The organism is Fodinisporobacter ferrooxydans (assembly GCF_022818495.1).
In the GTDB taxonomy this organism is placed as follows: domain Bacteria; phylum Bacillota; class Bacilli; order Tumebacillales; family MYW30-H2; genus Fodinisporobacter; species Fodinisporobacter ferrooxydans.
The window spans coordinates 1808460-1834773 of record NZ_CP089291.1; the positions used below are offsets into that span (position 1 = coordinate 1808460).

Sequence of the window (26314 nt, forward strand, 5' to 3'; positions counted from 1 at the left end):
GGAGGCTGTCAATATGACACAGCAACATCTTTTATATGAAGGAAAAGCAAAACGGGTGTACAGGACGGAACATCCGGATCAATATATTGTTTCTTACAAGGATGATGCAACTGCATTTAACGGCGAGAAAAAAGCGACCATTCTCGGCAAAGGGGAACTTAACAACCGTATCAGCACGATATTTTTCAAACTGTTAAATGGACAAGGGATCCCTACACACTTCATTGAGCGGCTGTCAGACCGGGAACAGCTAGTTAAAAAAGTCACCATTATTCCGCTTGAAGTCGTTGTACGCAATATTGCTGCCGGAAGTTTGGCCAAGCGTCTGGGGATGGCGGAAGGCACCCAATTACGTCAGGCGGTCATTGAGTTCTATTATAAAAATGATGCACTCGGCGATCCTCTCGTGAATGATTCGCATATCGCGCTATTGGAATTGGCCACGCCGGAACAACTGCAACAAATTCAAGGAATTGCCCGGAAAATCAACGATATCTTGCAGGCGTATTTGTTGGAGCGGGAAGTGGTATTGGTGGATTTCAAATTGGAATTTGGCATCGATACGGCCGGTTCGATTCTTTTGGCCGATGAGATCTCGCCGGATACTTGCCGATTCTGGGATGCAAAAACACAGGAAAAGCTGGACAAAGACCGTTTTCGCAGAGATTTGGGCGGAGTGGAAGATGCATACAAGGAAATACTTCGACGTTTGGGAGGCGAGCAAGCATGATTTTGGCAAAAGTGTACGTAACGTTAAAGGAAAGTGTGTTGGATCCTCAGGGAACAGCCGTTCAACGGGCTTTGCAGCAACACGGATACGATGAAGTGCAGGATGTTCGGATCGGCAAATATATGGAAGTCCGTTTGAATCTTGCGGACAAGCAAGCGGCAACAGAACGGATTACCGCCATGTGCGAAGAACTATTGGCCAATTTGGTGATTGAATCCTATCGTTTCGAATTGTTTGAGGTGAACGCATGAAAACGGCAGTTGTAGTATTTCCAGGATCCAATTGCGATGTTGACGCAGTGCGGGCAATTGAAGATGTAATGGGATTGCAGGCGGATATGGTCTGGCATTCGGAAACAGATGTGTCGGCATATGATTTCATTTTCTTGCCCGGCGGATTTTCCTATGGCGATTATTTGCGCACAGGTGCGATTGCCCAGTTTTCTCCGATTATGAAAGCCATTCGCGAGCAGGCGGAGCAAGGAACCTACATTCTCGGCGTTTGCAACGGCTTTCAGATTCTTTTAGAAGCAGGGCTTTTGCCTGGGGCCATGCGCCACAATGATCATTTGCAATTTCGCTGTGATATCGTTCCGCTCTCCGTTGAACAAGTGGATACGCCGTTTACGGGAAACTATCAAAAGGGTCAAATCATTCAAATTCCGATCGCGCACGGCGAAGGCAATTACTTTGCGGATGAGGAAACGTTAAACCAATTGGAACAGAATAACCAGATTCTATTCCGCTATCACGAAACAAATCCAAATGGTTCGGTTCGGAATATTGCCGGCATCTGCAATGCCAAGCGGAATGTCCTCGGCATGATGCCGCACCCGGAGCGTGCTGTGCATGAGTGGTTAGGTTCTGCAGATGGGCGCGCCATGTTCCAATCGATTTTGACAGCTTGGAGGGAGCAACATGCGTAAAGAACCAACACCAGAGCAAATTCAAAATGACCAGATTTACCGAACATTTGGTTTGACAGATGAAGAATATGCGCGAATCGTGGAGCTGCTTGGACGTCAGCCGAATTATGTGGAAACGGGAATCTTTAGTGTCATGTGGTCGGAACACTGTTCATACAAAAGTTCCAAGCCGCTTTTGAAGCGTTTCCCCACCAGCGGTCCGCAAGTTCTGCAAGGACCCGGAGAGAATGCAGGGATTGTGGATATTGGAGATGGTCAAGCGGTTGTATTCAAGATCGAGAGCCATAATCATCCATCTGCGATTGAACCGTACCAAGGCGCTGCCACTGGAGTAGGCGGGATCATTCGCGATGTATTCACAATGGGCGCGCGGCCGATTGCCGTTTTGAACAGCTTGCGTTTCGGAAATTTGGATACGGACAAAAATTGCTATCTGTTCGGACAGGTGGTCGCCGGGATCGCCGGATACGGCAACTGCATCGGGATACCGACAATCGGCGGAGAAGTGGTGTTTGATGATCGGTACAGCCTCAATCCCCTTGTCAATGCGATGTGTGTAGGAATTATCGATCACGACAAGATTGCCAAAGGTACAGCCAGCGGCGTCGGCAATCCGGTCATGGTGGTAGGGGCGAAGACGGGGCGTGACGGCATTCACGGCGCGACGTTTGCATCGACGGAAGACCCCCATGCAAAGGAGCGCTCAGCGGTTCAAGTGGGCGATCCGTTCATGGAAAAACTGCTGTTGGAAGCTTGTCTGGAGTTGATTGCGACAGGCCATGTCATCGGCATTCAGGATATGGGCGCAGCGGGACTGACGTCTTCCAGTTCGGAAATGGCAAGCCGCGCCGGCAGTGGGCTGGAGATGGATGTAGCGCTCGTGCCAAGGCGGGAAACAGGCATGTCGCCTTATGAAATTATGCTGTCCGAATCCCAGGAACGCATGCTCGTCGTAATGGAGAAGGGAAAAGAAAGCATCGCGGAAGAAATTTTTACAAAATGGGGTCTGGATGCGGTGACGATTGGCCGCGTGACAGACGATGGGCATTTGCGGATATTGGAAAATGGCGAAGTGGCGGCAAATATCCCCGTTTATACATTGGTGGATGAAGCGCCTGTCTACCATCGTCCGACCAAATATCCGGACTATCTCGACGATGTGCAGGCATTTGACACAACGGCGATGGATGAACCGGATGATTATACGAATGTGCTGGAACAGTTGCTGCAAGCTCCGACCATCGCCAGCAAAGAATGGGTCTATCGGCAGTATGATTATATGGTGCGGACAAATACGATGGTTCGCCCGGGCTCCGATGCGGCTGTCTTGCGCGTGCGCGGCACAGACAAAGCATTGGCCATGTGTACGGACGGCAACGGAAAATATGTGTATCTCGATCCGGAAATCGGCGGAAAGCTGGCAATTGCCGAAGCGGCACGCAACATCGTGTGTTCCGGCGGCAAACCGTTGGCAGTCACCGATTGCCTGAACTATGGCAATCCGGAAAATCCAGAGATTTTTTATCAATTTGAAAAATCGATTGATGGCATGAGTGCTGCTTGCCGCACATTTGATACACCTGTCATCGGCGGAAATGTCAGCTTGTACAATCAATCCGGGAATGTGGATATTTATCCTACGCCGATTATCGGGATGGTCGGGTTGATCGAGCATGTGGATCATGTTACAACATCTGCATTTCAGGGGACTGGAAACAACGTATACCTGATCGGTGAAACAAAGCAGGATCTGGGCGGGAGTGAATATTTGCAGATTCGTACCGGACAAGTCAACGGTCGGCCTCCGCAAATCGATTTGGAATGGGAGAAGTTGGTGCAAGATGCGTGTCTGCAGGCGATTCAAAGTGGTTTCGTCCAGTCAGCCCACGATTGTTCGGATGGCGGTTTGGCAGTTGCCATAACAGAAATGGCCATTCAGGGGAAAATCGGCGCAGAGATTGATCTGCAAGGCGCGCTGCGGGATGATGTGCTGTTGTTCAGCGAATCTCCGTCCCGCATTCTCGTGGAAGTGGCGCCAAAGGATCAAGAAGCTTTTGAAGCGATGCTGAATCGGACGAACGTGGTGTTTTGCAAGTTGGGTACGACAGGTGGAGATGCCGTTCAAATCTCTGTCAATGGAAGCAAACGGATTGCCGGTCAATTGGAGCATCTCGAACAACTGTGGAAAGGAGCAATCCCATGCTTAATGAGCAAGTAAAGTCGGAATCGAGGCATGTTTCTGTCAATGCGCAGATGCAAGGACAGTCAAATAGCCGGATCGCTGAGCACGATGACGAAATCTTTGACAAATGGCACGAAGAATGCGGCGTGTTCGCGATCTTCGGCCACCCGGAAGCTGCTCATGTCACCTATTATGCGTTATACGCGTTGCAGCACCGTGGCCAGGAGAGTGCGGGAATCGCCTCGATTGACGGCGGGAAATTGTATCATCATCGCGGTATGGGTCTGATTTCGGAAGCATTTCACGGCGAAGAGCAAATTCGCAAATTAAAAGGACATGCGGCAGTTGGCCATGTACGCTATTCCACGACCGGTTCCAGTGAAATCGCCAATGCCCAGCCTTTGGTGTTCGGTTTTCGACAAGGCAATCTCGCTTTGGCGCACAACGGAAATTTGATCAACGCACAACAATTGCATGATCTTCTGGAACGCCAAGGAAGCATTTTTCAATCGACAAGCGACACGGAAGTCGTAGCGCATTTGATCGCCCGTTCCCATTATGATTCGATTGTCGAGAATATTCGGCAAAGCATGAGCATGGTGAAAGGCGCTTACGCATTTTGCATTTTGACAGATGACAAATTGGTGGCGCTGCGGGATCCGCTGGGGCTGCGGCCAATGGCTTTGGGCCGTTTGGGAGACGCGTATGTCGTAGCTTCGGAAACATGCGCATTTGACACGGTAGGCGCGGAATTCATCCGCGACATTGAACCGGGAGAAATGATCGTCATCGATGCGAACGGATTGCAATCATCATTTTTTGGCGGCAAGACGCGCAAAGCATTATGCACATTCGAATATATCTATTTTGCCCGTCCGGACAGCGATATCGACGGCTATAACGTCCATGCCATTCGCAAAAAATTCGGGAAATTACTGGCGCAGGAACATCCGGCAGATGCGGATGTGGTGATTGGCGTTCCGGATTCCAGTATTTCCGCCGCCATCGGATATGCGGAAGAAAGCGGGATTCCCTACGAAATCGGTTTAATCAAGAATAAATACATTGGTCGGACATTTATTCAACCGAGCCAGGAGTTGCGTTCTCTGGGCGTTCGGCTGAAATTGAATGCGGTGCGGGCGATCGTGGAAGGCAAACGGGTGGTCATGGTGGATGATTCGATCGTACGCGGAACGACAAGCGGCCGCCTGGTCAAATTGTTGCGGGATGCCGGAGCGGTAGAAGTGCATGTTCGCATCAGTTCCCCGCCTGTGACACATCCATGTTTTTATGGAATTGATACGTCCACAAGCGGTGAATTGATCGCAGCGACCAAAACAATTCCGGAGATTTGCGAATTTATCGGCGCGGATTCCTTGGAATTTTTACGATTGGATACACTGCTAGGCGCATTTGGCGAGTCGGCAGGCGAGAATAACTATTGCAATGCATGTTTTCATGGACAATATCCGACGGAAGTCTATGAGGATACATCGAAATACGTGTTGGAGCGCTAGGAGGACGGTCGGATGAGTGAGCTATATCGTGCAGCCGGTGTCAATATCGATGCAGGCAACGAAGCGGTAGAACGGATGAAAAAGCATGTCGCCAAAACGATGCGCAAAGAAGCGCTGCTAGGACTTGGCGGGTTTGGCGGCGCATTCGCATTGGATGTGTCCAAATATAAGGAACCGGTGTTGATTTCCGGGACAGACGGTGTCGGCACGAAGTTGAAGCTCGCATTTGCGTTGAATCAGCATGATACGATTGGCATCGATGCTGTAGCCATGTGTGTGAATGATATTGTCGTCATGGGTGCGGAACCTCTGTACTTTCTCGATTATCTGGCCATCGGGCAACTGTTGCCGGAAGTTGCCGAGCAAGTGGTGGCGGGGATCGCAACAGGCTGTGTAGACGCAGGGTGTGCCCTGATCGGTGGAGAAACGGCGGAAATGCCCGGGATGTATCAGGCAGGCGAGTATGACATTGCCGGCTTTGCTGTTGGCATTGTGGAAAAAGCAAAGATGATTACAGGTGCAAACATTCAAGCGGGAGACGTATTGATCGGGCTTGCTTCCAGCGGTGTGCATTCCAACGGTTTTTCCCTCGTAAGAAAAGTGCTTCTGGAAGACGGGAAATTGGATTTGCAGCAATCCTTTGGCGACAGTACGATTGGCGAGACATTGTTGACGCCGACGCGCATTTATGTCAAGACGATATTGGATCTATTGCAGACATTTTCCATTAAAGGCATGGCGCATATTACCGGCGGCGGATTTATTGAAAATATTCCGCGCGTATTGCCGGCTGGACTGGGTGTAACCATTGAAAAAGGATCATGGCCGATCTTGCCGATTTTTGATTTGATTCAAACAACAGGACAGATTCCAGAGTTTGATATGTATCGAACATTGAATATGGGCATCGGCATGGTGCTTGTGGTCGATGCAAAGGATGCGGAGGCAGTCCTTGACCGGGCCCGGGCGCTCGGGGAAGCGGCGTACCGGATCGGCGCGGTGGCCACACAAGAAGGAGTGTCTCTGACGTCCAAAGGAGGAGCAAAGTAATGCAGCGGATCGCTGTTTTTGCTTCAGGCACCGGCTCGAATTTTCAATGCTTGCTGGATGCAGAGGCCAGCGGAATGTTTCGGGGGTCAAAGGCGTATGGCAAGATCGCTTTGCTCGTGACAGACAAACCTGCTTGCGGCGCAGTTGCGAAGGCGCAGGCAGCCAGTATTCCGGTGGCGGCATTTTCTCCGCAATCATTTCCGGCCAAAGCGGAGTATGAGCAGGCAATTTTGCAAGTGTTAAAGGAAAAACAGATCGACTGGATCGTCTTGGCTGGTTACATGCGACTGATCGGGTCGGATATTTTACAGGCGTACTCCCAGCGGATGATCAATTTGCATCCGTCCTTGCTGCCGGCATTTTCCGGCAAAGACGCAATCGGCCAAGCGTTTCAGGCTGGTGTAAAAGTGACGGGTGTTACGGTGCATTTTGTCGATGAGGGAATGGACACAGGCCCGATCCTTGCACAACAGCCCGTGACTGTTTTGCAAGAGGATACGCTGGAATCGCTGACGGCAAGGATTCATGGGGTGGAGCATGAATTGTTGCCGAAAGTGGTTGCTTCCATACTGCAATATCGTGTCGTCATTGAAGGGCGAAAAGTATATCTGAGAAAGGATGAATCGATTGGCTAAGAAACGTGCGCTTATTAGTGTGTCTGACAAAACAGGGATTGTGGAATTGTCCAATGCGTTTGCAAAGCATGGAATTGAGATCATTTCTACCGGGGGCACCGCAAAGCTGTTGGCGCAAGCGGGTATTCCGGTCATTGGAATTTCCGACGTCACCGGATTTCCCGAGATTATGGATGGCCGCGTCAAAACGCTGCACCCGAATATCCATTCCGGTCTTTTGGCTGTGCGGTCCAATCCGAGCCACATGGAACAACTGGAAAAGTTGAACATTGGAACGATTGATTATGTCGTGGTAAATTTGTATCCGTTCAAACAAACGATCAGCAAGCCGGATGTAAGCCTGGAAGAAGCGATTGAAAACATCGACATCGGCGGACCGAGCATGCTGCGGGCGGCGGCCAAGAATTACAGCGGTGTCGTCGTGCTGGTGGATGCCAATGACTACAGTTGGGTGATTGAACACCTCGATGCAAATCAACCGATCCGCGAAGAAGAACGGTTCCGTTTGGCGGCCAAAGTTTTCCGTCATACGGCTGCGTATGATGCACTGATCGCAGACTATCTGACAGAGCAAACAGGTGAAGAGTATCCGGAATCGATCACGCTTACATATGAAAAAGCACAAGATTTGCGCTATGGGGAAAATCCTCACCAAGGAGCCGCTTTTTACCGCGAGCCGCTGACGACACATTCGTCCATTGCATATGCCAAACAATTGCATGGCAAAGAATTGTCTTACAACAACATCAATGACGCAAACGCCGCGTTGTCGATTCTTTCCGAGTTTGCGGAACCGGCCGCAGTTGCCGTCAAGCATACCAATCCTTGCGGCGTCGGCATTGCAGATTCGATTTCTGCCGCCTTTAAAAAAGCGTACGAGGCAGATCCTGTATCTATTTTTGGCGGTATTGTGGCGCTCAATCGCACAGTCGACGGTGCGACGGCACAAGCGCTGTCGGAGATTTTCCTGGAAATCATTCTTGCTCCAGGCTATGACCCGGACGCCTTCGAAATCTTGGCGAAGAAAAAGAACATTCGCATCATGACAGTGGATCTCCGGTCTACTGAACAAGTGCTGGCAGGCAAGGCCTGGCGGGACAAGACGACACTGAAAGTGCAAGGCGGACTTTTGATCCAAGACCGGGATGTTCATTCCTTAAAGCGTGAAGATGTGCAAGTCGTTACAGACCGGCAGCCGACAGAAGAAGAATGGAAACAGATGCTCTTCGGCTGGAATGTTGTCAAGCATGTGAAGTCAAATGCGATCGTTTTGGTTCGCGAAGATCGGACAGTTGGCATTGGCGCCGGTCAAATGAATCGGGTAGGCGCAGCGGAGATTGCGATCCGTCAAGCGGGTGAGCTGGCGAACGGTGCAATTTTGGCCTCGGATGCGTTTTTTCCGATGCGGGATACGGTGGATTTGGCAGCAAAGCATGGCATCACGGCGATGATTCAACCAGGCGGCTCGGTACGGGATCAAGAGTCCATCGATGCGGCAAATGCAGCCGGTATTGCCATGGTCTTTACAGGTGTGCGGCATTTTAAACATTAAGTTCGTGTTCAAAAAGTGGTTAAGTAAGACACTGTGGAGTTTTGACTACTTTTTGAATATCCTCATTAAGAGTTTGGCGAAAAAGGAGTCCGGCATATGAAGATTTTAGTAGTGGGTTCCGGCGGCAGGGAACATGCGCTGGTCTGGAAATTGGCGCAAAGCCCGCACCAACCGGCGATTTACTGTGCACCGGGCAATCCGGGTATTGCTGCTTTGGCAACTTGTGTGCCGATACAAGCAGATGACGTTGAACAGTTAGCGAAGTTTGCCAAGGAAGAGAGAATCGATTTGACAGTTGTCGGACCGGAAGTCGCACTGGCAAAGGGAATTGTGGATCTGTTCGAACAGCAGGACTTATTGATATTTGGGCCGAGAAAAGCAGGGGCACAAATCGAATCTTCCAAATCCTGGGCGAAACAATTGATGCTGGATGCCGGTGTGCCGACTGCCGCATATCGGGTTTTTACGGATTTGGCACAAGCACGGGATTTTATCCTGAAAGAGACGCCGCCTGTCGTGTTGAAAGCAGATGGATTGGCTGCCGGCAAAGGTGTCGTCGTGGCACAAAGTACGGAAGAGGCGCTCTCCGCATTGGATGACATGATGGCAAATCAAGTGTTTGGACAAGCAGGTGCACAGGTAGTTGTCGAACAATATTTGACTGGCCCGGAGGCAACTCTTTTGGCATTTGTCGATGGTACTGACTATGTGCTGATGGTGCCGGCACAAGATCATAAACCGGTGTTTGATGACAACAAAGGTCCGAATACAGGCGGCATGGGGACATATTCCCCTGTTCCCGACATGACAGATGATGTCATAAAGCAAGTGGAAACAACGATTGTTCAGCCGATATTGCAGGAGTTGAAGCAGCGGGGAATTCACTATAAAGGTGTGCTTTATACAGGACTGATGTTGACGGCAGATGGACCCTATGTGATTGAATTCAATGCGCGCTTTGGCGATCCGGAGACACAAGTGGTCTTGCCGCGGTTGAAAACGGATCTGGTCGATATATGTCTCTCAATCGCACAATCGCCGTATGAGGATCAGGATGTGGATCAGGATCAGAACACAGTTCAGGATCAAGAGAAAGGGACCGGTAATCCAAAGACGCCGCGATTATCAGAACTGAAGATTGAGTGGTTCGATAACGCCGCCGTGTGTGTTGTGATAACGGCGGCAGGATATCCGGGCAATTATAAAAAAGGCGACATGATCGCGGGACTGGCTGCCGTTGAAACTGCCAGGACTGTTGTGTTTCATGCTGGAACTGCATGGCAGGACGGAGCAATTGTCACAAATGGCGGTCGTGTGCTCGGAGTCACCGGTTTCGGGGAAACATTACAGCAAGCCCGCGAACAGGCATATGCTGCAGTTCATTCCATTGAGTTTGCAGGCATGCATTACCGGACAGACATAGGCAAAAAAGCGATGGAACGGTCTAAATAAAACACAGCGAGGTAAAACCCTTGTTCCTGGAAGAAATTCGTATGACTCCAGACAAGGGTTATTTTTGTAAAAATGAGGAGGACCAACAAACAATGAATCGTCGTTTTCCGGCAATGATGTTAGTACTCCTCGGCGGAACAAGCTATGGATTTGTTTCAATGACTATAAAATTGTCCTATGCGCACCATTTTCAGCCGGAAGAAATGACAGATGCCCAATTTCTTATATCAGTGCTGATCTTATCGATCCTGGCAATGCTTCGGCGGGAATCGTTTTTTCGCATAAATAAAAGGGATTTTCTCCTGCTTATCCTCTTAGGGTTCATTTCTGCCGGCACAAGCGTGTTTTATTATATAAGCTTGCGATATTTGCCGGCATCGATCGCGATCGTATTGCTGTTCCAATTTTCCTGGATTGTCATGTTGTTCGACTATTTGGTGCACCGCAAAAAACCGGCGAAAGAAAAATGGTTGGCGCTTGTCTGTATTGTTCTCGGTACATTGTTGGCTGTCGATATTTTTCATGCGGATCTGCACGACATTTCATTTGTGGGTATCCTCCTTGGGTTTTTATCGGGATTCCTATATGCCGCGTTTTTATTTGGAACTTCTTATCTCAAAACACAGGCAGTCCCTTTTGCAAGCAGTGCGGTGATCAATTTCGTGGCGGCGAGTATTGTCTGCAGTATCTATCCTCCTGTATTTTTGTGGCAGGGAGCACTGGCTGCAGGTCTTTGGAAGTGGGCATTGTTTGTCGGCTTATTAAGCCAGACAATACCGCCGTTGTGTTTCACTCTCGGCACTCCTGTGATTGGCGGGAGTGTTGCAGGCGTACTTGGTTCGATCGAATTGCCGGTCGCAGTTATAAGTTCGTACTTTTTCTTAGGGGAATCTGTCAATGTCATTCAGTGGCTTGGAGTTACGAGTATAGTATTGGGAATCGTCATATCCGAATACAGACAGTTTTTAAAGTTTAGAAAGACACGGCAAGCGTTTCATTGACTGTTTGATGGAATGGCGGGATATTTCAAAAATGTTTTTGAAAATAATATTCGAAAATACTATTGCTATTTGTTTTCAGGATATGATATACTAAAAAACGTCTCAAGAGCCATTAGCTCAGTTGGTAGAGCACCTGACTTTTAATCAGGGTGTCGCTGGTTCGAGTCCAGCATGGCTCATCCTATTGACGTTTTAAAATGTATGATATATATTGCAAGTTGTAGAGTCCTATGTATATCCTGTGCGGAAATAGCTCAGTGGTAGAGCATCGCCTTGCCAAGGCGAGGGCCGCGGGTTCGAGTCCCGTTTTCCGCTCCATAGGGGCCCATAGCTCAGTTGGTCAGAGCGGCCGGCTCATAACCGGTTGGTCCTAGGTTCGAGTCCTAGTGGGCCCATCATATGATAAAACCTCTTTCGAATCTTGTAATGAGATTTGGAAAGAGGTTTTTTATTGTGTATGTCTAACCGATTAAGAATTCCGTTGTTCTTGGCGTTTTAAAAATTGGGCAATGGCTTCCAAGATCGCTGTCTGCGATGCCTGCTGTTCATATATTTCTTTGATTTCCTTGGCTAAATGAATATAAGGCGTCGAGTCTTCTTTTAAAACAAAATTTTTAAGTTCGTTGGAAAGCTGTTCAAACGAAATATAGCTTGGCAAGTCGTTTGCATCCTGTGATTGCTCATCATCAAAAAAATACTGCACAGAAACGCCGAGGGCATTTGCTAGTTTTTGCATAATCGTCATGGACGGTTTTGTCCGTTCTCCCCGTTCCAATGAAGAAATATGGCTGATTGAGCATCCGGAACGCTTGGATAAATCGGCTATTGTCCATCCGTGATTCAGCCGTAATTCTTTAAGCTTTAACCCAAGTGGAGTACTCACTGTGCTACCTCCAAAAATTCCAGAATGATGTAAGAGGATTATGAATCGTTTGGAATACAAGCATCTGTTAGCTTCTATTATATCGATGTTACACAAATGTGTAAACTGGAGGTTTCCAATTTTAAGATGAACAGTTAGAAAATTGAAGATAAAAGAATGTAGATTGCTTAAATTAACGTATAGCAAACATGAAGTTTTTTGCCAAACTGCGTAAAATATACTCAAATGAGTAATTATGATTTACAACTGTGTAATTTCGACACCGGATGTCCAAAAGAGTATATGGCAGGTGAGGTAAAGCTATGAATCGGGAACGTTTGGCTGGACGGATTCGCCAGAGACGGCAACAATTGGGGTTATCTGTGAAGGAATTAGCGAAGCGGGCGGGTGTTTCAGCAAGTTATATTTATGCGATAGAAGCGGGGATGCGGGGGTCCAGTATTGAGAAATTATCTGCGATTGCAAAGGAGTTGAATATTCCGATTCAAACATTATTGGAATAATCCTGACAAATCGATACCATTCCTTTTAGGTGTTCCGTTCAGGAAGTTGATTTGCAGCAAGAAGGAAACCCCTCATGAATGTCGAAAATTTTTTATACAACTCTAAAGAAGTAGAGTTGTAAAGCTTTAATGAAAAAAAGTATGATACAAGCATGGGGGTAATCGACATGCAATTGGATAAACTTCGGGATTCTACAATTGATCAATTATTTGAAGCAATTTTAACGCTGAAGTCTGTAGAAGAATGTTATCAATTTTTTGATGACTTATGTACGGTGAATGAAATACAATCCCTGGCTCAGCGGCTGGAAGTGGCACGGATGCTTGGAAAAGGTTTTACATATAATCAAATTGAATCAGAAACAGGCGCGAGTACCGCTACCATCAGCCGTGTCAAACGATGTTTGAATTATGGTACAGACGGATACAAGATGGTATTGGAGCGATTGACGGAAACAAAGTGAAAATAACGGCCACTGAAGCATTCATCTGAAATATTCAGTGGTTTTTCATTTTTTTATCGCATTTGGGAGCAAAATAGATAGTATGCTGTTGTATCGTTTGCATTGAATTTGCATTTCGCAAAGGGGGTTTTGTTTGCTTGGATACATCGACACACGGGGGTGTAGAGCAATATAATGCCAAGTTAATGGTTACGTTCTGTTTGACGCTGGTACTTTTTTTGATCGAGGTCATTGGGGGATTTGTTTCACACAGCTTGGCATTGCTCTCAGATGCCGCTCATGTACTGACAGATCTGCTGTCGACGGCGTTGACCTGGTATGCATTAAAACAAACGCAAAAACCGGCAAATCGCGGAATGACATTTGGGTATCATCGAGCAAGTGTCATTGCCGCTTTTGGCAATACGGGCACACTGATTTTATTATCTTTTTGGATCCTGGGAGAAGCGATTGTACGGCTTTTCCAACCGGAACCGATCGCGTTTTCCACGATGATCGGAGCAGCAGGGATCGGGTTATTGATCAATCTGATCATCGTCTTTTTATTGACGCGGGGAGAAGCGAATTTAAATATTCGCTCGGCGATTTTGCACTTTATTGGAGATGCGGCTGCTTCGATCGGAGTCATTACAGGCGCGATCGTCATTCATCTGACCGATTGGTATCCGATTGATCCCATCCTGTCTGTGATGATTGCCTTTTTATTATCCTGGAATGCCCGCAAAATCCTGAAGGAAGCCATCCATATCTTAATGGAGGGCGTCCCGAAAGAAATCGATCCTTTAGATGTGATCGAGGAGTTGAAAACAATTGAGGGCATTCGTGATGTGCATGACTTGCATATTTGGGGTGTCAGCGATGAACACGTAGCGATGACTTGTCATCTGGTGATTCAGCCGACGATGACGATTGAAAAAGCACAACATACATTAGACGGGGCAACGGAACTCCTGCGCTCGAAATTTAACATTGGCCACCCGACGTTGCAGTTGGAAACAGAGTCACATCCACACCATGAAGGATTGCTGCACGGTGAGAATGCGGCTGATCCGCCTCATGCAGAAATTGATTAGCAGAAATTGATTTATGGAAGCGGAAGGAATTCCTTGCAGACGATTGAGAGGAAGTGTGGTAGGATAAACAGTTGATGGGAGTCTTAATTGCAAGAGGGAATCGAATGAACACGACAAAGAAACGTATTTTTTTTACATTTGCAAATAAAATCGCATTATCCGTTTTGGGGCTCGTCAGCAGCGTGCTGATTGCCAGATATTTAGGAGTGGATCAACGCGGGGTATACAATGATGCGACTGTGTACGCCAGTGTGTATGCAGCTTTTTTTGGCGGGTTCGGCTCATTTGTCCCGTATGCCATTACACGCCTGAAATTAAAAGTGAACAGCGTGCAGACAGTCGCGAATTTTTTTCTGGCCTGTGTGTCGATTTTGACAGTATTGTGTTTGCCGGTTGGCTTCATGCTACATAAGATATCGTTGGAGTATCAAGTTCTTTCCATTCCCTATTTGCTGATTGCCGCGCCGTTTATTATGGGATTCGGATTTTTCAGCCGTCTGCTGCAGGGCTTAAATGAAATCGAGAAACTGAACAAAGCAAATATCGCACAAAACATTGCGTTCTTGGTGCTGACGGCATTCGCATTCTTTTTTATGCGGAATCATTCCGATTATTATAAACTGAACTTGATTTTGGCTTTATGGGCGATTTCCAATGTCATATCGTTTTTTTATTCTGTTTATTTGTCTCGCCGGGCTTGTGATATTACACTGGCAGCCAAGTGGGATGGGGAAACTGGCAGGCAGATGCTCGGATTCGGTAGCAATATAGCGGTCGGCAACTTGATTGAACGGGTGAATTATCGCGCCGATTACTTTATGGTCGATCTTTTGCACAGGCAAAAAAGCATTTACGGAATTTCCGTCACGGCGTCTGAAGTCATGAACTTTGTGGCGGGCACTGTCACAAGTGTGATTTACACGAAAATCTCCGGTGCGGAAGCTGTGGAATCCCAGCAAGTGACGGCACGGGTCTTTCGCATTACTGCGATTGTGTCGTTGCTGATCGGCATTTGCGGCGTCTTGCTAAGCGGATTGATTCCCATCGTGTACAGCCGCAAATACGCAGGCGCGGTGGCTCCTTTTACCATCTTGGTATTCGGTGTGGCGTTGTATGGGCTAAATACGATCTTTACGACGTATTTTACCAACCAATTGTCCAAACCGCGGATTGCCATATATTTGGACATGACTGCGATCGTCGTAAACGTGGCGGCTTGTTATCTGCTTATCCCAAGGCTTGATTTAATCGGTGCCGCCATCGGATCGTTTTTGGGGTACGGTTCCGAATGTTTGCTGGCTATGTTCCTGTTTTTAAAATCTTCCAACATGCGATTCGTGGATTTGGTCTGGATGAGCAAAGAGGATTGGAATTTGATTTTCCGTATGACACAAAGGCGGAAATCGAAGGATCGTTGATGAGAAATAATGTTTATTTTGATGAAAGTACAGCGTTATTTTGTGGTATAGTGTAAAGTTGTAGAGAGTCTTAGGCCTGTTGACAGGAGGAAAAAATATGTATAATCCTTTGGCGCAAGAATTGAACGGAATGCTGGAAAAAAGCAATTCCCATGTATTTGAAATGTTATCAGAACTTGGCAAGTCCATGTATTTTCCAAAAGGGATTTTGTCACAAGGGGCAGAAGCCAATCAAAAAGCACATAAATTTAATGCGACAGTTGGAATCGCGACAGAACATGGCAGTCCCATGTATCTGGGCGTGATTCAGGAGAATTTGTCTGCATATGAACCGAAAGATTTGTATCCATATGCGCCGCCTGCCGGGAAACCGGCTTTGCGCAAAGTTTGGAAAGAGAAAATGCTGCAAGAGAATCCAAGCCTCGCCGGCAAGTCATTCGGATTGCCGATTGTGACCAATGCATTGACACATGGTTTGAGCATTGTGGCGGATTTGTTTGCAGATGCCGGCGATGTTTTGATCGTTCCCGACAAGTTTTGGGGCAACTACAGTTTGACATTTAATATCCGCAGAGGCAGCAAAACGGTTGTGTATCCGCTTTTTACGGAACAAAATACATTCAACGCAAAAGCGCTGGAAGACGCCATACTCTCTTGCAAAGACAGCGGCAAGGCGATTGTGCTGTTGAATTTCCCAAACAATCCTACAGGCTATACGCCATCTGCGGCAGAAGGCGAAGAAATCGTAGCTGCCGTAAAGCGCGGAGCTGAAGCGGGCATCGATGTTGTCGTGATTACAGACGATGCATACTTTGGATTGTTTTTTGAGGAGCATTCGTTGAAAGAATCTTTGTTTGGAAGCTTTGTCGGTCTGCATCCCCGCGTATTGCCGATCAAGATCGACGGTGCGACAAAAGAAGAGTATGTATGGGGATTCCGCGTCGGCTTCATCACATATGGTGTAGAAGATGCGGAAGCGCAAGCAGCGCTGGAGAAAAAGACGATGGGAATCATCCGCGGTACGATCTCCAATTGTTCGCATCCGGCGCAAACAATGATTCTCAAGGCGCTGGAGGCTCCGGCATTTGACAAGCAAAAAGAAGAAAAATATCAAACGATGAAAGCTCGCGCCAATCGAGTCAAAGACATTCTCGACAGCGGCAAGTATGACGATGCATTTGTCTATTATCCGTTTAATTCCGGGTACTTCATGTGTTTGCAATTGAAAACGGTCGATGCGGAAGCGCTGCGTCTGCACTTGCTCGATCAATATGGCGTCGGCACCATTTCCTTGGGCAAAACCGATTTGCGCATCGCCTTCTCCTGCGTGGAATTGGGAGATATCGACGAGCTGTTCGAATTGATTTACAAAGGCGTCAAAGATTTGGAACAGGCATAAGACCGTGCAGGCCGCGATTGCAATACGTGAAACTGGCAATATGTCTTAGAACATAATTATAAGCAGTATCGAAATTGCATTTACAATCTGGCAGAAGCACTTGTTGTACTGAGTAACGGAGAGTACGACAAGTGCTTTTCTATACTTTGCAACAGAAGCTTTACATGTAAGAGGTCGGCAGCATAAGGCCAAAGGAGACATTTCCTCCGGCTATTAAAGTGTCAAGCTTCAAGTGTCAGGCTTTATTTATGGAATCGCTATACAATAAATGGTATCCTTGAGCTGTGGATCGAAAAATGAAAGAAGATCATGAAACGAGGGATGTTCATGAGTGTGCCGATGGAGAGACAGCAACGCATGTTTACGTACAAAGACTACATGAAGTGGTCAGATGAGGAACGATGGGAATTAATCCGTGGTGTTCCCTACAATATGACTCCTGCCCCTTCCCGAAAACACCAGGAGATTGTTGGGGAATTATACCGCGTATTAGGAAATTATCTCGAAGGTAAATCATGCCGTGCCTTTATTGCACCATTTGATGTTCGTTTGGCATTGGCTGAGGAATCTGATGAAGACGTAGAAAATGTAATCCAGCCTGATATTGTTGTCGTCTGTGATACGACAAAATTGGATGAAAAGGGATGTAAAGGCAGCCCGGATCTTGTCATTGAAGTATTGTCTCCTGCCACTGCCAAGAAGGATCGATATGAAAAATTCAGGCTGTATGAACAGGCGAAAATCAGAGAATATTGGATTGTCGACCCATTGAATCGATTTGTTGAGGCGTATTCTTTGGAAGATGGCAAATATCCATTGCCGGCGGCTATTTATGAAAAGGGAGATCAGATAAAAGTCGGTGTACTGGAAGACTGCATAATCGACTTGAATCGGGTGTTTCGGGAAGACAGCATATAAAGTGAAATCTGCAACAACCAAATGCATGAACCGATCGGCAGAAATATTTGGGTATCAATGGAGATCTATCTAAAAATGACCGCGAAAACAGCAAGAATACAAAAACGAGTGGCTGAAAGGATGTCTGTTGCAAAACTAAAACCTTGTCAGCCACTCGATGTGCTCTCAATTAGCGAATCCCGATTGTCTGTTCCATTCTGTCGTTTCTCTTTTGTATTCCCTGATTACCTTTGCATTCCCTGACTACCGCTTATTTGCGATATCCAGCAGAATGTCATTGGCTGCTTCTTTATAATCTTTTGCACCTTGATCGCCAAGCCCCCGTTTGCGCACAGACACCGTATTTGCCTGTACTTCATTGTCGCCGACGACTAACATATACGACACTTTATCCAATTGTGCTTCGCGAATCTTATAACCGATTTTTTCCTCGCGCACATCGATTTCCGTCCGAATGCCAAGTGCCTTGAAGTAGGAAAGTACTTGCTCGGCGTATTCATTTTGACGCGGACCGACAGTCAGGATACGCGCTTGTACGGGTGACAGCCAGACAGGGAAATTTCCTTCATATCGTTCGATCAAGTAGGCAGTCATCCGTTCCATCGTGCCCAGGATGCCGCGGTGAATGACGACCGGACGATGGTATTTGCCGTCTTCGCCGATGTAGGACAGGTCAAAGCGTTGCGGCAAAAGGAAATCCAACTGCACGGTAGACATCGTTTCTTCTTTGCCGATCGCCGTTTTTACTTGTACGTCCAGCTTCGGACCGTAGAATGCCGCTTCTCCCTCCGCTTCGAAATACGCAAGCCCAAGATCATCCATGGCGGCTTTTAGCATGGATTGCGCCTTTTCCCACATCTCGTCGTCCTGGAAATATTTTTCCGTGTTCTTCGGATCCCGGTAAGAAAGGCGATAGGAATATTCAGTGATATCAAGATCTTTGTAAACTTGCTGAATCAAGCGTACAACGTTTGCGAACTCTTCTTTGATTTGATCCGGCCGGACGAAAATATGGGCATCATTCAATGTCATCGTACGAACGCGCTGCAATCCGGAAAGAGCGCCTGACATTTCATACCGGTTCATATTGCCAAGTTCGGCAATGCGGATGGGAAAATCGCGATAACTGTGCATTTCAGATTTGAAGATCATCATATGATGCGGACAGTTCATCGGACGCAATACGAGTTCTTCATGATCCATTTGCATCGGCGGAAACATGTCTTCTTGATAATGCTCCCAGTGACCGGAAATTTTATACAGTTCTGTGCTTGCCATATTTGGCGTATAGACGTGCAGATAGCCGTATTGTTCCTCCAGATCGACAATATAGCGTTCCAGTGTGCGGCGAATTTTTGCGCCGTTGGGCAGCCAAACAGGCAATCCCTGGCCGATTTCTTTGATGTTAGCAAATAGTTTCAATTCCTTGCCGATACGGCGGTGATCCCGGCGTTTTGCTTCTTCCAGTTGCTTAAGGTGCTCTTCCAATTGGGATTTTTTCGGGAAGGCGGTTCCGTAGATGCGCTGCAGCATCGGCCGCTTCGAATCGCCGCGCCAGTATGCACCTGCAGTGGATAAGAGCTTAAATGCTTTTAAAACACCAGTCGACGGCAAATGGGGCCCGCGGCAGAGATCGGTAAATTCGCCTTGGGAATATAATGTGATTTCCGCATCTTCCGGCAGGTCGTTGATGATCTCAACCTTATACACTTCACCGCGCTCTTCAAAAAGCTTCAACGCTTCTGCGCGGCTCACCGATTGGCGGGTTACCGGCAGATTTTCCTTGACGATTTTCTCCATTTCCTTTTCGATCTTTTCAAGGTCTTCAGGCGAAAAGGATACACCGCCAAAATCATAATAAAAGCCATTTTCGATGACAGGTCCGATTGCCAACTGGACACCGTCAAACAAGCGCAGGATCGCTTGTGCCATAATATGTGTTGCAGTATGGCGATAGACTTCCAGACCCTCGGAGCTGTCCAGCGTATACAATTCCACTTTTGCATCCTGATCGATCGATGCGCTTAAATCGGATAATTTGTCATCGATTTTCCCTGCGACTGCATTGCGCTGCAGCCCGGCACTAATCATGCCGGCCAATTCATGCAATGTGGTACCTTGCGGCACTTCACGAGTTGAACCATCTTTTAATTCCACTTGTACCGTTTTTACTGCGTTTGTCATGGTTAGCACTCCTTTGTGTACATATATTGCGTGGGGAAGAGAACGGGAAAAAATAAAAAACGCCCTCACCCCCGCTAAGTAATAGCAGGGACGAAGACGTATGTCATTCGTGGTTCCACCCTGATTCGATCATGGCATTGTTCGCATGTTCAACTATGCAGACAAACCAGATCCTCATTTTCCAGGATAACGGTCGGCGCCGTCTCTCCATACTGGGCCGTTTTCTACGCTCATGCATCCTGTCTTGCCGATCGCATTCTTTGGGAAAGAATGCTGGCACATGAGGAGAAATTCAGCGGTTCAAAAGAGAAACTTCGAGGTTGTTTTTCCGATGACGGAAACCAAGAGCACTTTCAGCCGACGGCACTCTCTCTCTGAAGGCGATGTCAAGGGTACTTGTCCTCGTACGTACGTTTTTTCTATATGGGAGAATGGAAAATTAGCTTTCAAAAAGTTAGAATGTTTAAAAAGCGTCATACGCATGATCAACTTATAAAACAATCTTTAATGGTATTATATATCAATATAGCGAAAAACAAACCCTTGTCAAGCGGATTTAAACGGAGTTTTTTTCCACGTGTCTGACCAATTGCTGCGATTTCCGATTGGCCCAGATCACCGCAATGGCTGTCAGCGACAATAGAATACCAGTGATGACAAATACGTACTGGATACCCAACCAACCGCCCAAGACGCCGCCGACCAGCGGACCAACCATCGAGCCAAACTGGTTGGCGCTTGTGCTCAAACCGAATGCCCGACCGCGAAATTCCGCATCTGTACGCTCCACAATCATCGCATTGATCGTTGGAAATACGCCCGCGATAAACAATCCATAGAGAAAACGAATCAAGCCGAACATCCACACCGTATGCGCAAACAACTGGGCGATATTGAGCAGTCCGCCGCCGGCCAATGACAAAATCAAAACATTTCGGTATCCTTGTTTCTGGCCGATCTTCCCCCAGCGCGGAGCGGACAAAATGCTGGCGATTCCTGCTGCAGAAAAGATGATTCCGGACAGAAGAACAGTTCCTTCCATTCGCCCTTGCAAGTCTTTGATATATAATGTGATTAGTGGTTCCAAAATCATGATGGATATCTGAACGATAATCAGGATTACAAGCATGGCTACGAACGGGCGGTTATGAAATGCGATGTTTAAATCGGATAAAATGCGACTGCGGGGTTTGCCGGGATGGAAGTTTTCTTCCTTGACGAACAGTGTGATCAGCAAAGTTGCGATGACCAACAAGGCAGAGGCGATCAGAAACGAAGCGCGAATGCTGAACAAATGGGATAAGATACCGCCGACTAATGGACCCAAGATTCCCCCAGTGGAACTAGCTGTGGCCATCATGCCAAGACTCCAGCCCATATGTTTTTCCGGGGTATTTGTTGCGACCAAGGCAATCGATCCTGGGACAAAACCGCTTACAAGGCCGTGCAGCACACGGACTCCCAAGAGTTCCCAGGGCGTTTGGACGAATGCGCCAAGTCCGTATGTTACGATCAGGCCGATTCCTGCGCGAATGATCATGCTGCGCCTGCCGTATTTGTCGGCAAGCGAGCCCCAATATGGAGCCAACAGGAAGCTGAAAAAGAATGTAACGGAAAAAAGTATGCCAGCCCATACTTTCACATGATGGGCGACACCTAATTGGCTCACGAATAAAGGTAAAAATGGAATGATCATCGTATAACTTGAACTAACCAAAAGCACCCCAAACCACAATATCCAGAGATTTCGTTTCCAGCTTTCCATAGGATCTCCTGCCGATCACTTCGTTTACCGAAATACTACGATGGATTTGAGGTTCCGTCAATTTTGTTTTTCGAAAGATTTTTGGCAAAAAACACCGATAAACGGAAACCAGCTTGTGGTATTGAAAAAATACATTTGTTCTTATACATTGATAGCACGTAGAAATGATCGATTTTTGATGTGTAAGGAACGATCGCGAAAGGTTGATACTGGTATGATGTTAACTACATTCGAGAACGATGCAGAACTATTGGCGGGTCTGAATCCGCAACAGCGGGAGGCTGTCTCGCATCAATATGGACCGCTGCTCATAATGGCTGGCGCAGGAAGCGGCAAAACCAGCGTATTGACTCGCCGCATCGCCTATCTCATCTCCAAACGGGTCGCACCGTGGAGTATTTTGGCGATCACGTTTACCAATAAAGCGGCAAAAGAAATGAAGGAGCGGATTGCAAAACTTGTGGGCAATGTGGCGGAAGATATCTGGGTATCGACGTTTCATGCCATGTGTGTACGGATTTTGCGGAGAGATATTGAAAAAATCGGATTTTCAAGTACATTTACCGTGCTCGATGCAAGCGATCAATTGACAGCGATCAAACAATGTATGTCTGAATTGAATATCGATGCCAAAAAGTTTGAGCCAAGAGCCATTCAGACGCTGATCAGCCAGGCGAAAAACGAATTGCAGTCAGTGAAAAAGTTTCAAGAACAAAAACAGTATGCCAATGATTATTTTGGAAAGCTGGCCGGCAATGTATATGAGCAGTATCAAAAAAAGTTGCGGATGAACAATTCCTTGGATTTTGACGACCTCATCATGAAGACAATCGAATTGTTCGAAACACACCCGGATGTTTTGGAGTTTTACCAAAAAAAATTTCAATTTATTCATGTCGATGAGTATCAAGACACCAATCATGCGCAATACAAGCTTATAAAGGTATTGGCCGAAGCCCATTACAATCTTTGCGTTGTCGGCGATTCGGATCAGTCGATCTACCGCTGGCGGGGAGCTGATATTTCCAACATTCTCAATTTCGAACGGGATTATGCGAATGCGACCGTGATCAAGCTGGAACAAAATTACCGGTCAACGAAAACGATCTTGCAAGCGGCCAACCAGGTGATCGCAAACAACCGGTCGAGAAAGGCAAAAAACCTTTGGTCCGACAAGGGACAAGGGGAAAAGATCCAACTGTTCCGGGCGTTTGATGAACATGGGGAAGCCGGATTTATCGCAGAGCAGATTGCAGATGGTGTCAAATCCGGGAGAAAATACCGGGAGTTTGCCATCCTCTATCGTACAAATGCCCAGTCCCGTGTGATCGAGGAACTGTTTTTGAAAGCAGGCATCCCGTATCAGCTCGTTGGCGGGATCAAATTCTATGACCGCAAAGAGATCAAAGATATCTTGGCGTATTTGCGCCTGATCAATAACTTGCAGGATGACATATCGCTGCGTCGAATTATTAACGTTCCGAAGCGGGGGATCGGCGACAGTACACTGGCCAAAGTGATCGAATATGCAGGCGCAAAAGGGCTTTCCCTGTTTGCGGCGCTGCAAGAAGTGGAACAAATCGGGTTGTCCTCCCGCTTTGCCAGGCTGTTGCGGGAATTTTGCCTGCTCATCCGCAATTTAGCAACGATGACACAGTATCTGTCCATCACGGAGATCACCGAAGAGATCCTGAAACTGACCCGTTATAAGGCAGAGCTGCAGGCGGAGAAGACGCTGGAAGCGGAATCGCGGCTGGAAAACATCGAAGAGTTTTTATCCGTCACGAAAGATTTTGATCAAAAACAGCCAGGTGCCGATTTGTCCGCATTTCTGACAGATGTCGCTTTGGTATCGGAAGTGGAGCAGCAAAGCGATGAGACAGACAATGACCGTGTCACGCTGATGACATTGCACAGTGCAAAAGGCCTGGAATTTCCGGTTGTATTTCTCGTCGGATTGGAAGAACAGATTTTCCCGCATAGCCGTGCATACGATAATCCGGATGAAATGGAAGAAGAACGGCGACTCTGTTATGTCGGAATTACGCGGGCGGAAGAAAAATTGTACATGACCACTTGCCAGACGCGCACATTATACGGACAGACAAAAAGCAACATGCCTTCCCGTTTTTTAAAAGAATGCCCGCCGGAACTGATCGAAGAAGTGAAATCGTATAGACTCGGATTCGGGAACATCGGGAATGCACGATTCGGACAGACAGCTCCCCGCTCGCATGTGGGTGCGGGATGGAGCGCCCAACCGCAGGAAACAGGCGCAGGCACAAAGTGGCAGACCGGGGACCGTGTCATGCATCGAAAGTGGGGTACGGGTACGGTTGTCAATGTAACGGGAAGTCCGACGGATCAGGAATTGACCATCGCATTTGAACAGCCCGTCGGCGTACGCAAGCTGTTGGCAAATTTTGCGCCGATCTCGAAAGGATAAACAGGAAAGCAGATACAGGTGGAGGACGTTTATGGAATTGACAATCGAAGAACGTATGCGGCAACTTGTCGATCTTTTAAATGAATACAATTACTTTTATTACACATTGGACGACCCGAAAGTTTCCGATTCGGAGTATGACAAGCTGTATGATGAGCTGGTGGAATTGGAAGAGACAGCAGGCGTGATATTTCCCGATTCTCCGACGAAACGGGTAGGCGGGGAAATCATTGACGCGTTTGCGCCACATCGGCATCTCGCAAGCCTGTGGAGCCTGGATAAGGCACAATCGTTTGCGGCGGTTTATGATTGGCAAAAACGTATAGAACGATTGGTTGCAGAGTACAACGCCGAACATCCCGATCAGCCTCTGCCTCCCGTTGCCTATACATTGGAACAAAAATACGATGGTTTGACGATCAATCTTACATATGAAGGCGGCTATCTGGTACAAGCGGCTACCAGGGGGAACGGTGCAGTCGGCGAAGGGATTTTGGCGCAGGCAAAGACGATCCGCAGCATTCCGGCACGCATCCCTTTTACGGGAAAAATGGAAGTGCAAGGCGAAGGCATTATGTACCTGTCTGTGCTTCAGGCATACAATCAAACACATGAGGAACCGTTGAAAAACGCCCGCAACGCGGCTGCCGGGGCATTGCGCGCCAAAGACAGCAGGATTGCGGCAGAACGGAAGCTGGATGCGTTTTTCTACAATATCGGATATATCGAAGGGCGATCGTTTGCGTCACATGCGGAGACGATTGACTTTTTAAAAGAAAACCGCTTAAAGGTAAATCCGTTCTTTTATGTATGTACAGATATCGGGCAAGCCATTGCGACAATTGAACAGTTCATGGAAAATCGTTCACAGCTCGATTATTTGATTGACGGAATGGTGATCAAGGTAAACGATCTGCGCACGCGACAGATTCTCGGTTATACGGATAAATTCCCGCGCTGGGCGATCGCATTTAAATTTACGGCGGAAGAGCTGCAAACCACACTTCTCGATGTTGCCTGGGAAGTCGGACGTACAGGCAAACTGACGCCTAACGCCAGAGTTGAGCCCATCGATATCGGCGGCGTTACCGTTTCCCGCTGTACCCTGAACAATTGGGGAGACATTCAACGGAAAAATCTCACACACGCCATTGGGTCGCTTGTGTATATTCGCCGCTCCAACGATGTGATTCCGGAGATTCTCGGCAAGGTCATGGAAGACGCAGACGGTCTGCCGATTGTTCTCCCTGCATACTGCCCTGCTTGCGGCAGCGCGTTGGTCGAGCGGGGGGCGCATTTGTTTTGTATCAACCATTTGGAATGTCCGCCGCAAATTATCGGCAGACTTACCCATTTTGCCAGCCGCGATGCGATGGATATTGAAACATTCAGCGAGAAGACAGCGGAACAACTCTATCGGGAGCTGCATGTGTGCGATCCTGCAGACTTATATGATTTGACATTTGACCAAGTCGTCGCCTTGGAGCGGTTCGGGAAAAAGAAAGCGCAGAATCTGCTGGATGCGATCGAAAAAAGCAAGTCGAGGGATTTGGCAGCATTTTTGTATGCGTTGGGAATTCCGAATACAGGGAAAAGTACGACAAAAATGCTGGCAGATGAATTGGGCAGCCTGGAACATGTCATGGAAGCAACCTACGATCAATTGATACAATTGCCGGACGTGGGGGACATTGTCGCCGAAAGCATTCTGAACTTTTTTGCGGATGCCACCTATCGCATGAGTATTGCCAGAATGTTGGAAAAAGGGGTGCAGCCGCTGCATAAATCTGCTGCGGCGGGCATTGTCACAGATTCTGTGAATTCCATTTTTACCGGAAAAACGGTTGTGCTTACGGGAACATTGATTTCCATGGCAAGAGGGGACGCACAAAAAACACTGGAGGCGTTAGGGGCAAAAGTGACGGGTAGTGTCAGCAAGAAGACCGATATCGTAATTGCCGGTGCGGAGGCTGGCTCCAAACTCCAAAAAGCTCAGGAATTAGGGATCCAGGTCATGGACGAAGAGGAGTTTATACAAGCATTGGAACAAATCGGAATCGATGGGTAATATATGGAAATTGAGAAAATAAACCCGTTTCCGTCTGCGGAAACATCGGGCAATCAGGTGGAAAGGATACTCCACCTGATTGATACATCCCACCTGCGCGATCGCTTAGAGGCGGGAGTCTGATACTTTGATTCAAGTTTCACTTTATG

21 protein-coding genes and 3 tRNA genes are annotated in these 26314 nt (G+C 47.5%); 21 read left to right on the forward strand and 3 right to left on the reverse strand.

Annotated elements, in window-relative coordinates:
- Positions 1-13 precede the first annotated feature (13 nt).
- The 13 genes from purC (at position 14) to LSG31_RS08765 (ending at position 11439) form a co-directional block, all read left to right on the forward strand.
- The gene (gene purC / locus LSG31_RS08705; protein WP_347438913.1) at positions 14-730 is read left to right on the forward strand and encodes a phosphoribosylaminoimidazolesuccinocarboxamide synthase; all 717 of its coding nucleotides are present in this window, start codon (positions 14-16) and stop codon (positions 728-730) included.
- Entirely contained in the window at positions 727-981 is a 255-nt protein-coding gene (gene purS, locus LSG31_RS08710) for a phosphoribosylformylglycinamidine synthase subunit PurS (protein ID WP_347438914.1), read from the forward strand. Before purC ends, purS begins: the two co-directional genes overlap by 4 nt.
- Positions 978-1655: a phosphoribosylformylglycinamidine synthase subunit PurQ gene (gene purQ, locus LSG31_RS08715; RefSeq protein WP_347438915.1), complete on the forward strand. Its 678-nt coding sequence runs from the start codon at positions 978-980 to the stop codon at positions 1653-1655. The genes purS and purQ overlap by 4 nt, the downstream gene beginning before the upstream one ends.
- On the forward strand, positions 1648-3873 hold the full coding sequence (purL, locus tag LSG31_RS08720) for a phosphoribosylformylglycinamidine synthase subunit PurL (RefSeq protein WP_347438916.1): 2226 nt from the start codon (positions 1648-1650) through the stop codon (positions 3871-3873). Before purQ ends, purL begins: the two co-directional genes overlap by 8 nt.
- 35 nt (positions 3874-3908) lie before the next feature.
- On the forward strand, positions 3909-5354 hold the full coding sequence (purF, locus tag LSG31_RS08725) for an amidophosphoribosyltransferase (RefSeq protein WP_347439470.1): 1446 nt from the start codon (positions 3909-3911) through the stop codon (positions 5352-5354).
- Between the two features lie 12 nt (positions 5355-5366).
- Positions 5367-6404: a phosphoribosylformylglycinamidine cyclo-ligase gene (gene purM, locus LSG31_RS08730; RefSeq protein ID WP_347438917.1), complete on the forward strand. Its 1038-nt coding sequence runs from the start codon at positions 5367-5369 to the stop codon at positions 6402-6404.
- Positions 6404-7039, forward strand: coding sequence for a phosphoribosylglycinamide formyltransferase (gene purN / locus LSG31_RS08735; protein ID WP_347438918.1), 636 nt, complete (start codon positions 6404-6406; stop codon positions 7037-7039). The genes purM and purN overlap by 1 nt, the downstream gene beginning before the upstream one ends.
- A complete protein-coding gene (gene purH / locus LSG31_RS08740; protein ID WP_347438919.1) occupies positions 7032-8591 on the forward strand; it encodes a bifunctional phosphoribosylaminoimidazolecarboxamide formyltransferase/IMP cyclohydrolase in 1560 nt (519 codons plus the stop codon). The genes purN and purH overlap by 8 nt, the downstream gene beginning before the upstream one ends.
- A gap of 96 nt (positions 8592-8687) precedes the next feature.
- Positions 8688-10043 carry a phosphoribosylamine--glycine ligase gene (purD, locus tag LSG31_RS08745; protein ID WP_347438920.1) on the forward strand — a complete coding sequence of 452 codons (1356 nt, stop codon included), beginning with the start codon at positions 8688-8690 and terminating at the stop codon, positions 10041-10043.
- Positions 10044-10135: 92 nt separating this feature from the next.
- Positions 10136-11044, forward strand: a complete 909-nt coding sequence (locus tag LSG31_RS08750) for an EamA family transporter (protein ID WP_347438921.1) — start codon at positions 10136-10138, stop codon at positions 11042-11044.
- A 106-nt stretch (positions 11045-11150) separates the two neighbouring features.
- Positions 11151-11223, forward strand: a tRNA-Lys gene (locus tag LSG31_RS08755).
- A 64-nt stretch (positions 11224-11287) separates the two neighbouring features.
- A tRNA-Gly gene (locus tag LSG31_RS08760) sits at positions 11288-11362 on the forward strand.
- Between the two features lie 3 nt (positions 11363-11365).
- Positions 11366-11439: transfer RNA gene (locus LSG31_RS08765), tRNA-Ile, on the forward strand.
- Positions 11440-11513: 74 nt separating this feature from the next.
- Here the strand turns inward: LSG31_RS08765 and LSG31_RS08770 are convergent.
- Complete coding sequence (locus LSG31_RS08770) at positions 11514-11927, reverse strand: helix-turn-helix domain-containing protein (RefSeq protein WP_347438922.1); 414 nt, start codon at positions 11925-11927, stop codon at positions 11514-11516.
- A 302-nt stretch (positions 11928-12229) separates the two neighbouring features.
- Here LSG31_RS08770 and LSG31_RS08775 point away from each other — a divergent pair, with 302 nt between their 5' ends.
- The 6 genes from LSG31_RS08775 (at position 12230) to LSG31_RS08800 (ending at position 17702) form a co-directional block, all read left to right on the forward strand.
- The gene (locus LSG31_RS08775) at positions 12230-12430 is read left to right on the forward strand and encodes a helix-turn-helix domain-containing protein (protein WP_347438923.1); all 201 of its coding nucleotides are present in this window, start codon (positions 12230-12232) and stop codon (positions 12428-12430) included.
- A gap of 167 nt (positions 12431-12597) precedes the next feature.
- Entirely contained in the window at positions 12598-12894 is a 297-nt protein-coding gene (locus LSG31_RS08780) for a YerC/YecD family TrpR-related protein (protein ID WP_347438924.1), read from the forward strand.
- Between the two features lie 137 nt (positions 12895-13031).
- Positions 13032-13967, forward strand: a complete 936-nt coding sequence (locus tag LSG31_RS08785) for a cation diffusion facilitator family transporter (RefSeq protein ID WP_347438925.1) — start codon at positions 13032-13034, stop codon at positions 13965-13967.
- Positions 13968-14071: 104 nt separating this feature from the next.
- A complete protein-coding gene (locus tag LSG31_RS08790) occupies positions 14072-15385 on the forward strand; it encodes an oligosaccharide flippase family protein (RefSeq protein WP_347438926.1) in 1314 nt (437 codons plus the stop codon).
- Positions 15386-15482: 97 nt separating this feature from the next.
- Entirely contained in the window at positions 15483-16784 is a 1302-nt protein-coding gene (locus LSG31_RS08795) for an aminotransferase class I/II-fold pyridoxal phosphate-dependent enzyme (protein WP_347438927.1), read from the forward strand.
- Positions 16785-17111: 327 nt separating this feature from the next.
- Positions 17112-17702 carry a Uma2 family endonuclease gene (locus LSG31_RS08800; protein ID WP_347438928.1) on the forward strand — a complete coding sequence of 197 codons (591 nt, stop codon included), beginning with the start codon at positions 17112-17114 and terminating at the stop codon, positions 17700-17702.
- Between the two features lie 243 nt (positions 17703-17945).
- Here the strand turns inward: LSG31_RS08800 and thrS are convergent, their stop codons facing one another.
- Both thrS and LSG31_RS08810 read right to left on the reverse strand, forming a co-directional pair.
- Positions 17946-19886 carry a threonine--tRNA ligase gene (thrS, locus tag LSG31_RS08805; RefSeq protein WP_347438929.1) on the reverse strand — a complete coding sequence of 647 codons (1941 nt, stop codon included), beginning with the start codon at positions 19884-19886 and terminating at the stop codon, positions 17946-17948.
- A gap of 556 nt (positions 19887-20442) precedes the next feature.
- Positions 20443-21651 carry an MFS transporter gene (locus tag LSG31_RS08810; RefSeq protein WP_347438930.1) on the reverse strand — a complete coding sequence of 403 codons (1209 nt, stop codon included), beginning with the start codon at positions 21649-21651 and terminating at the stop codon, positions 20443-20445.
- Positions 21652-21868: 217 nt separating this feature from the next.
- On the opposite strand from LSG31_RS08810, the gene pcrA reads away from it, so the two are divergent.
- Positions 21869-24097, forward strand: coding sequence for a DNA helicase PcrA (pcrA, locus tag LSG31_RS08815; protein WP_347439471.1), 2229 nt, complete (start codon positions 21869-21871; stop codon positions 24095-24097).
- A gap of 31 nt (positions 24098-24128) precedes the next feature.
- Complete coding sequence (gene ligA / locus LSG31_RS08820) at positions 24129-26165, forward strand: NAD-dependent DNA ligase LigA (RefSeq protein ID WP_347438931.1); 2037 nt, start codon at positions 24129-24131, stop codon at positions 26163-26165.
- The last annotated feature ends 149 nt before the right edge of the window (positions 26166-26314 follow it).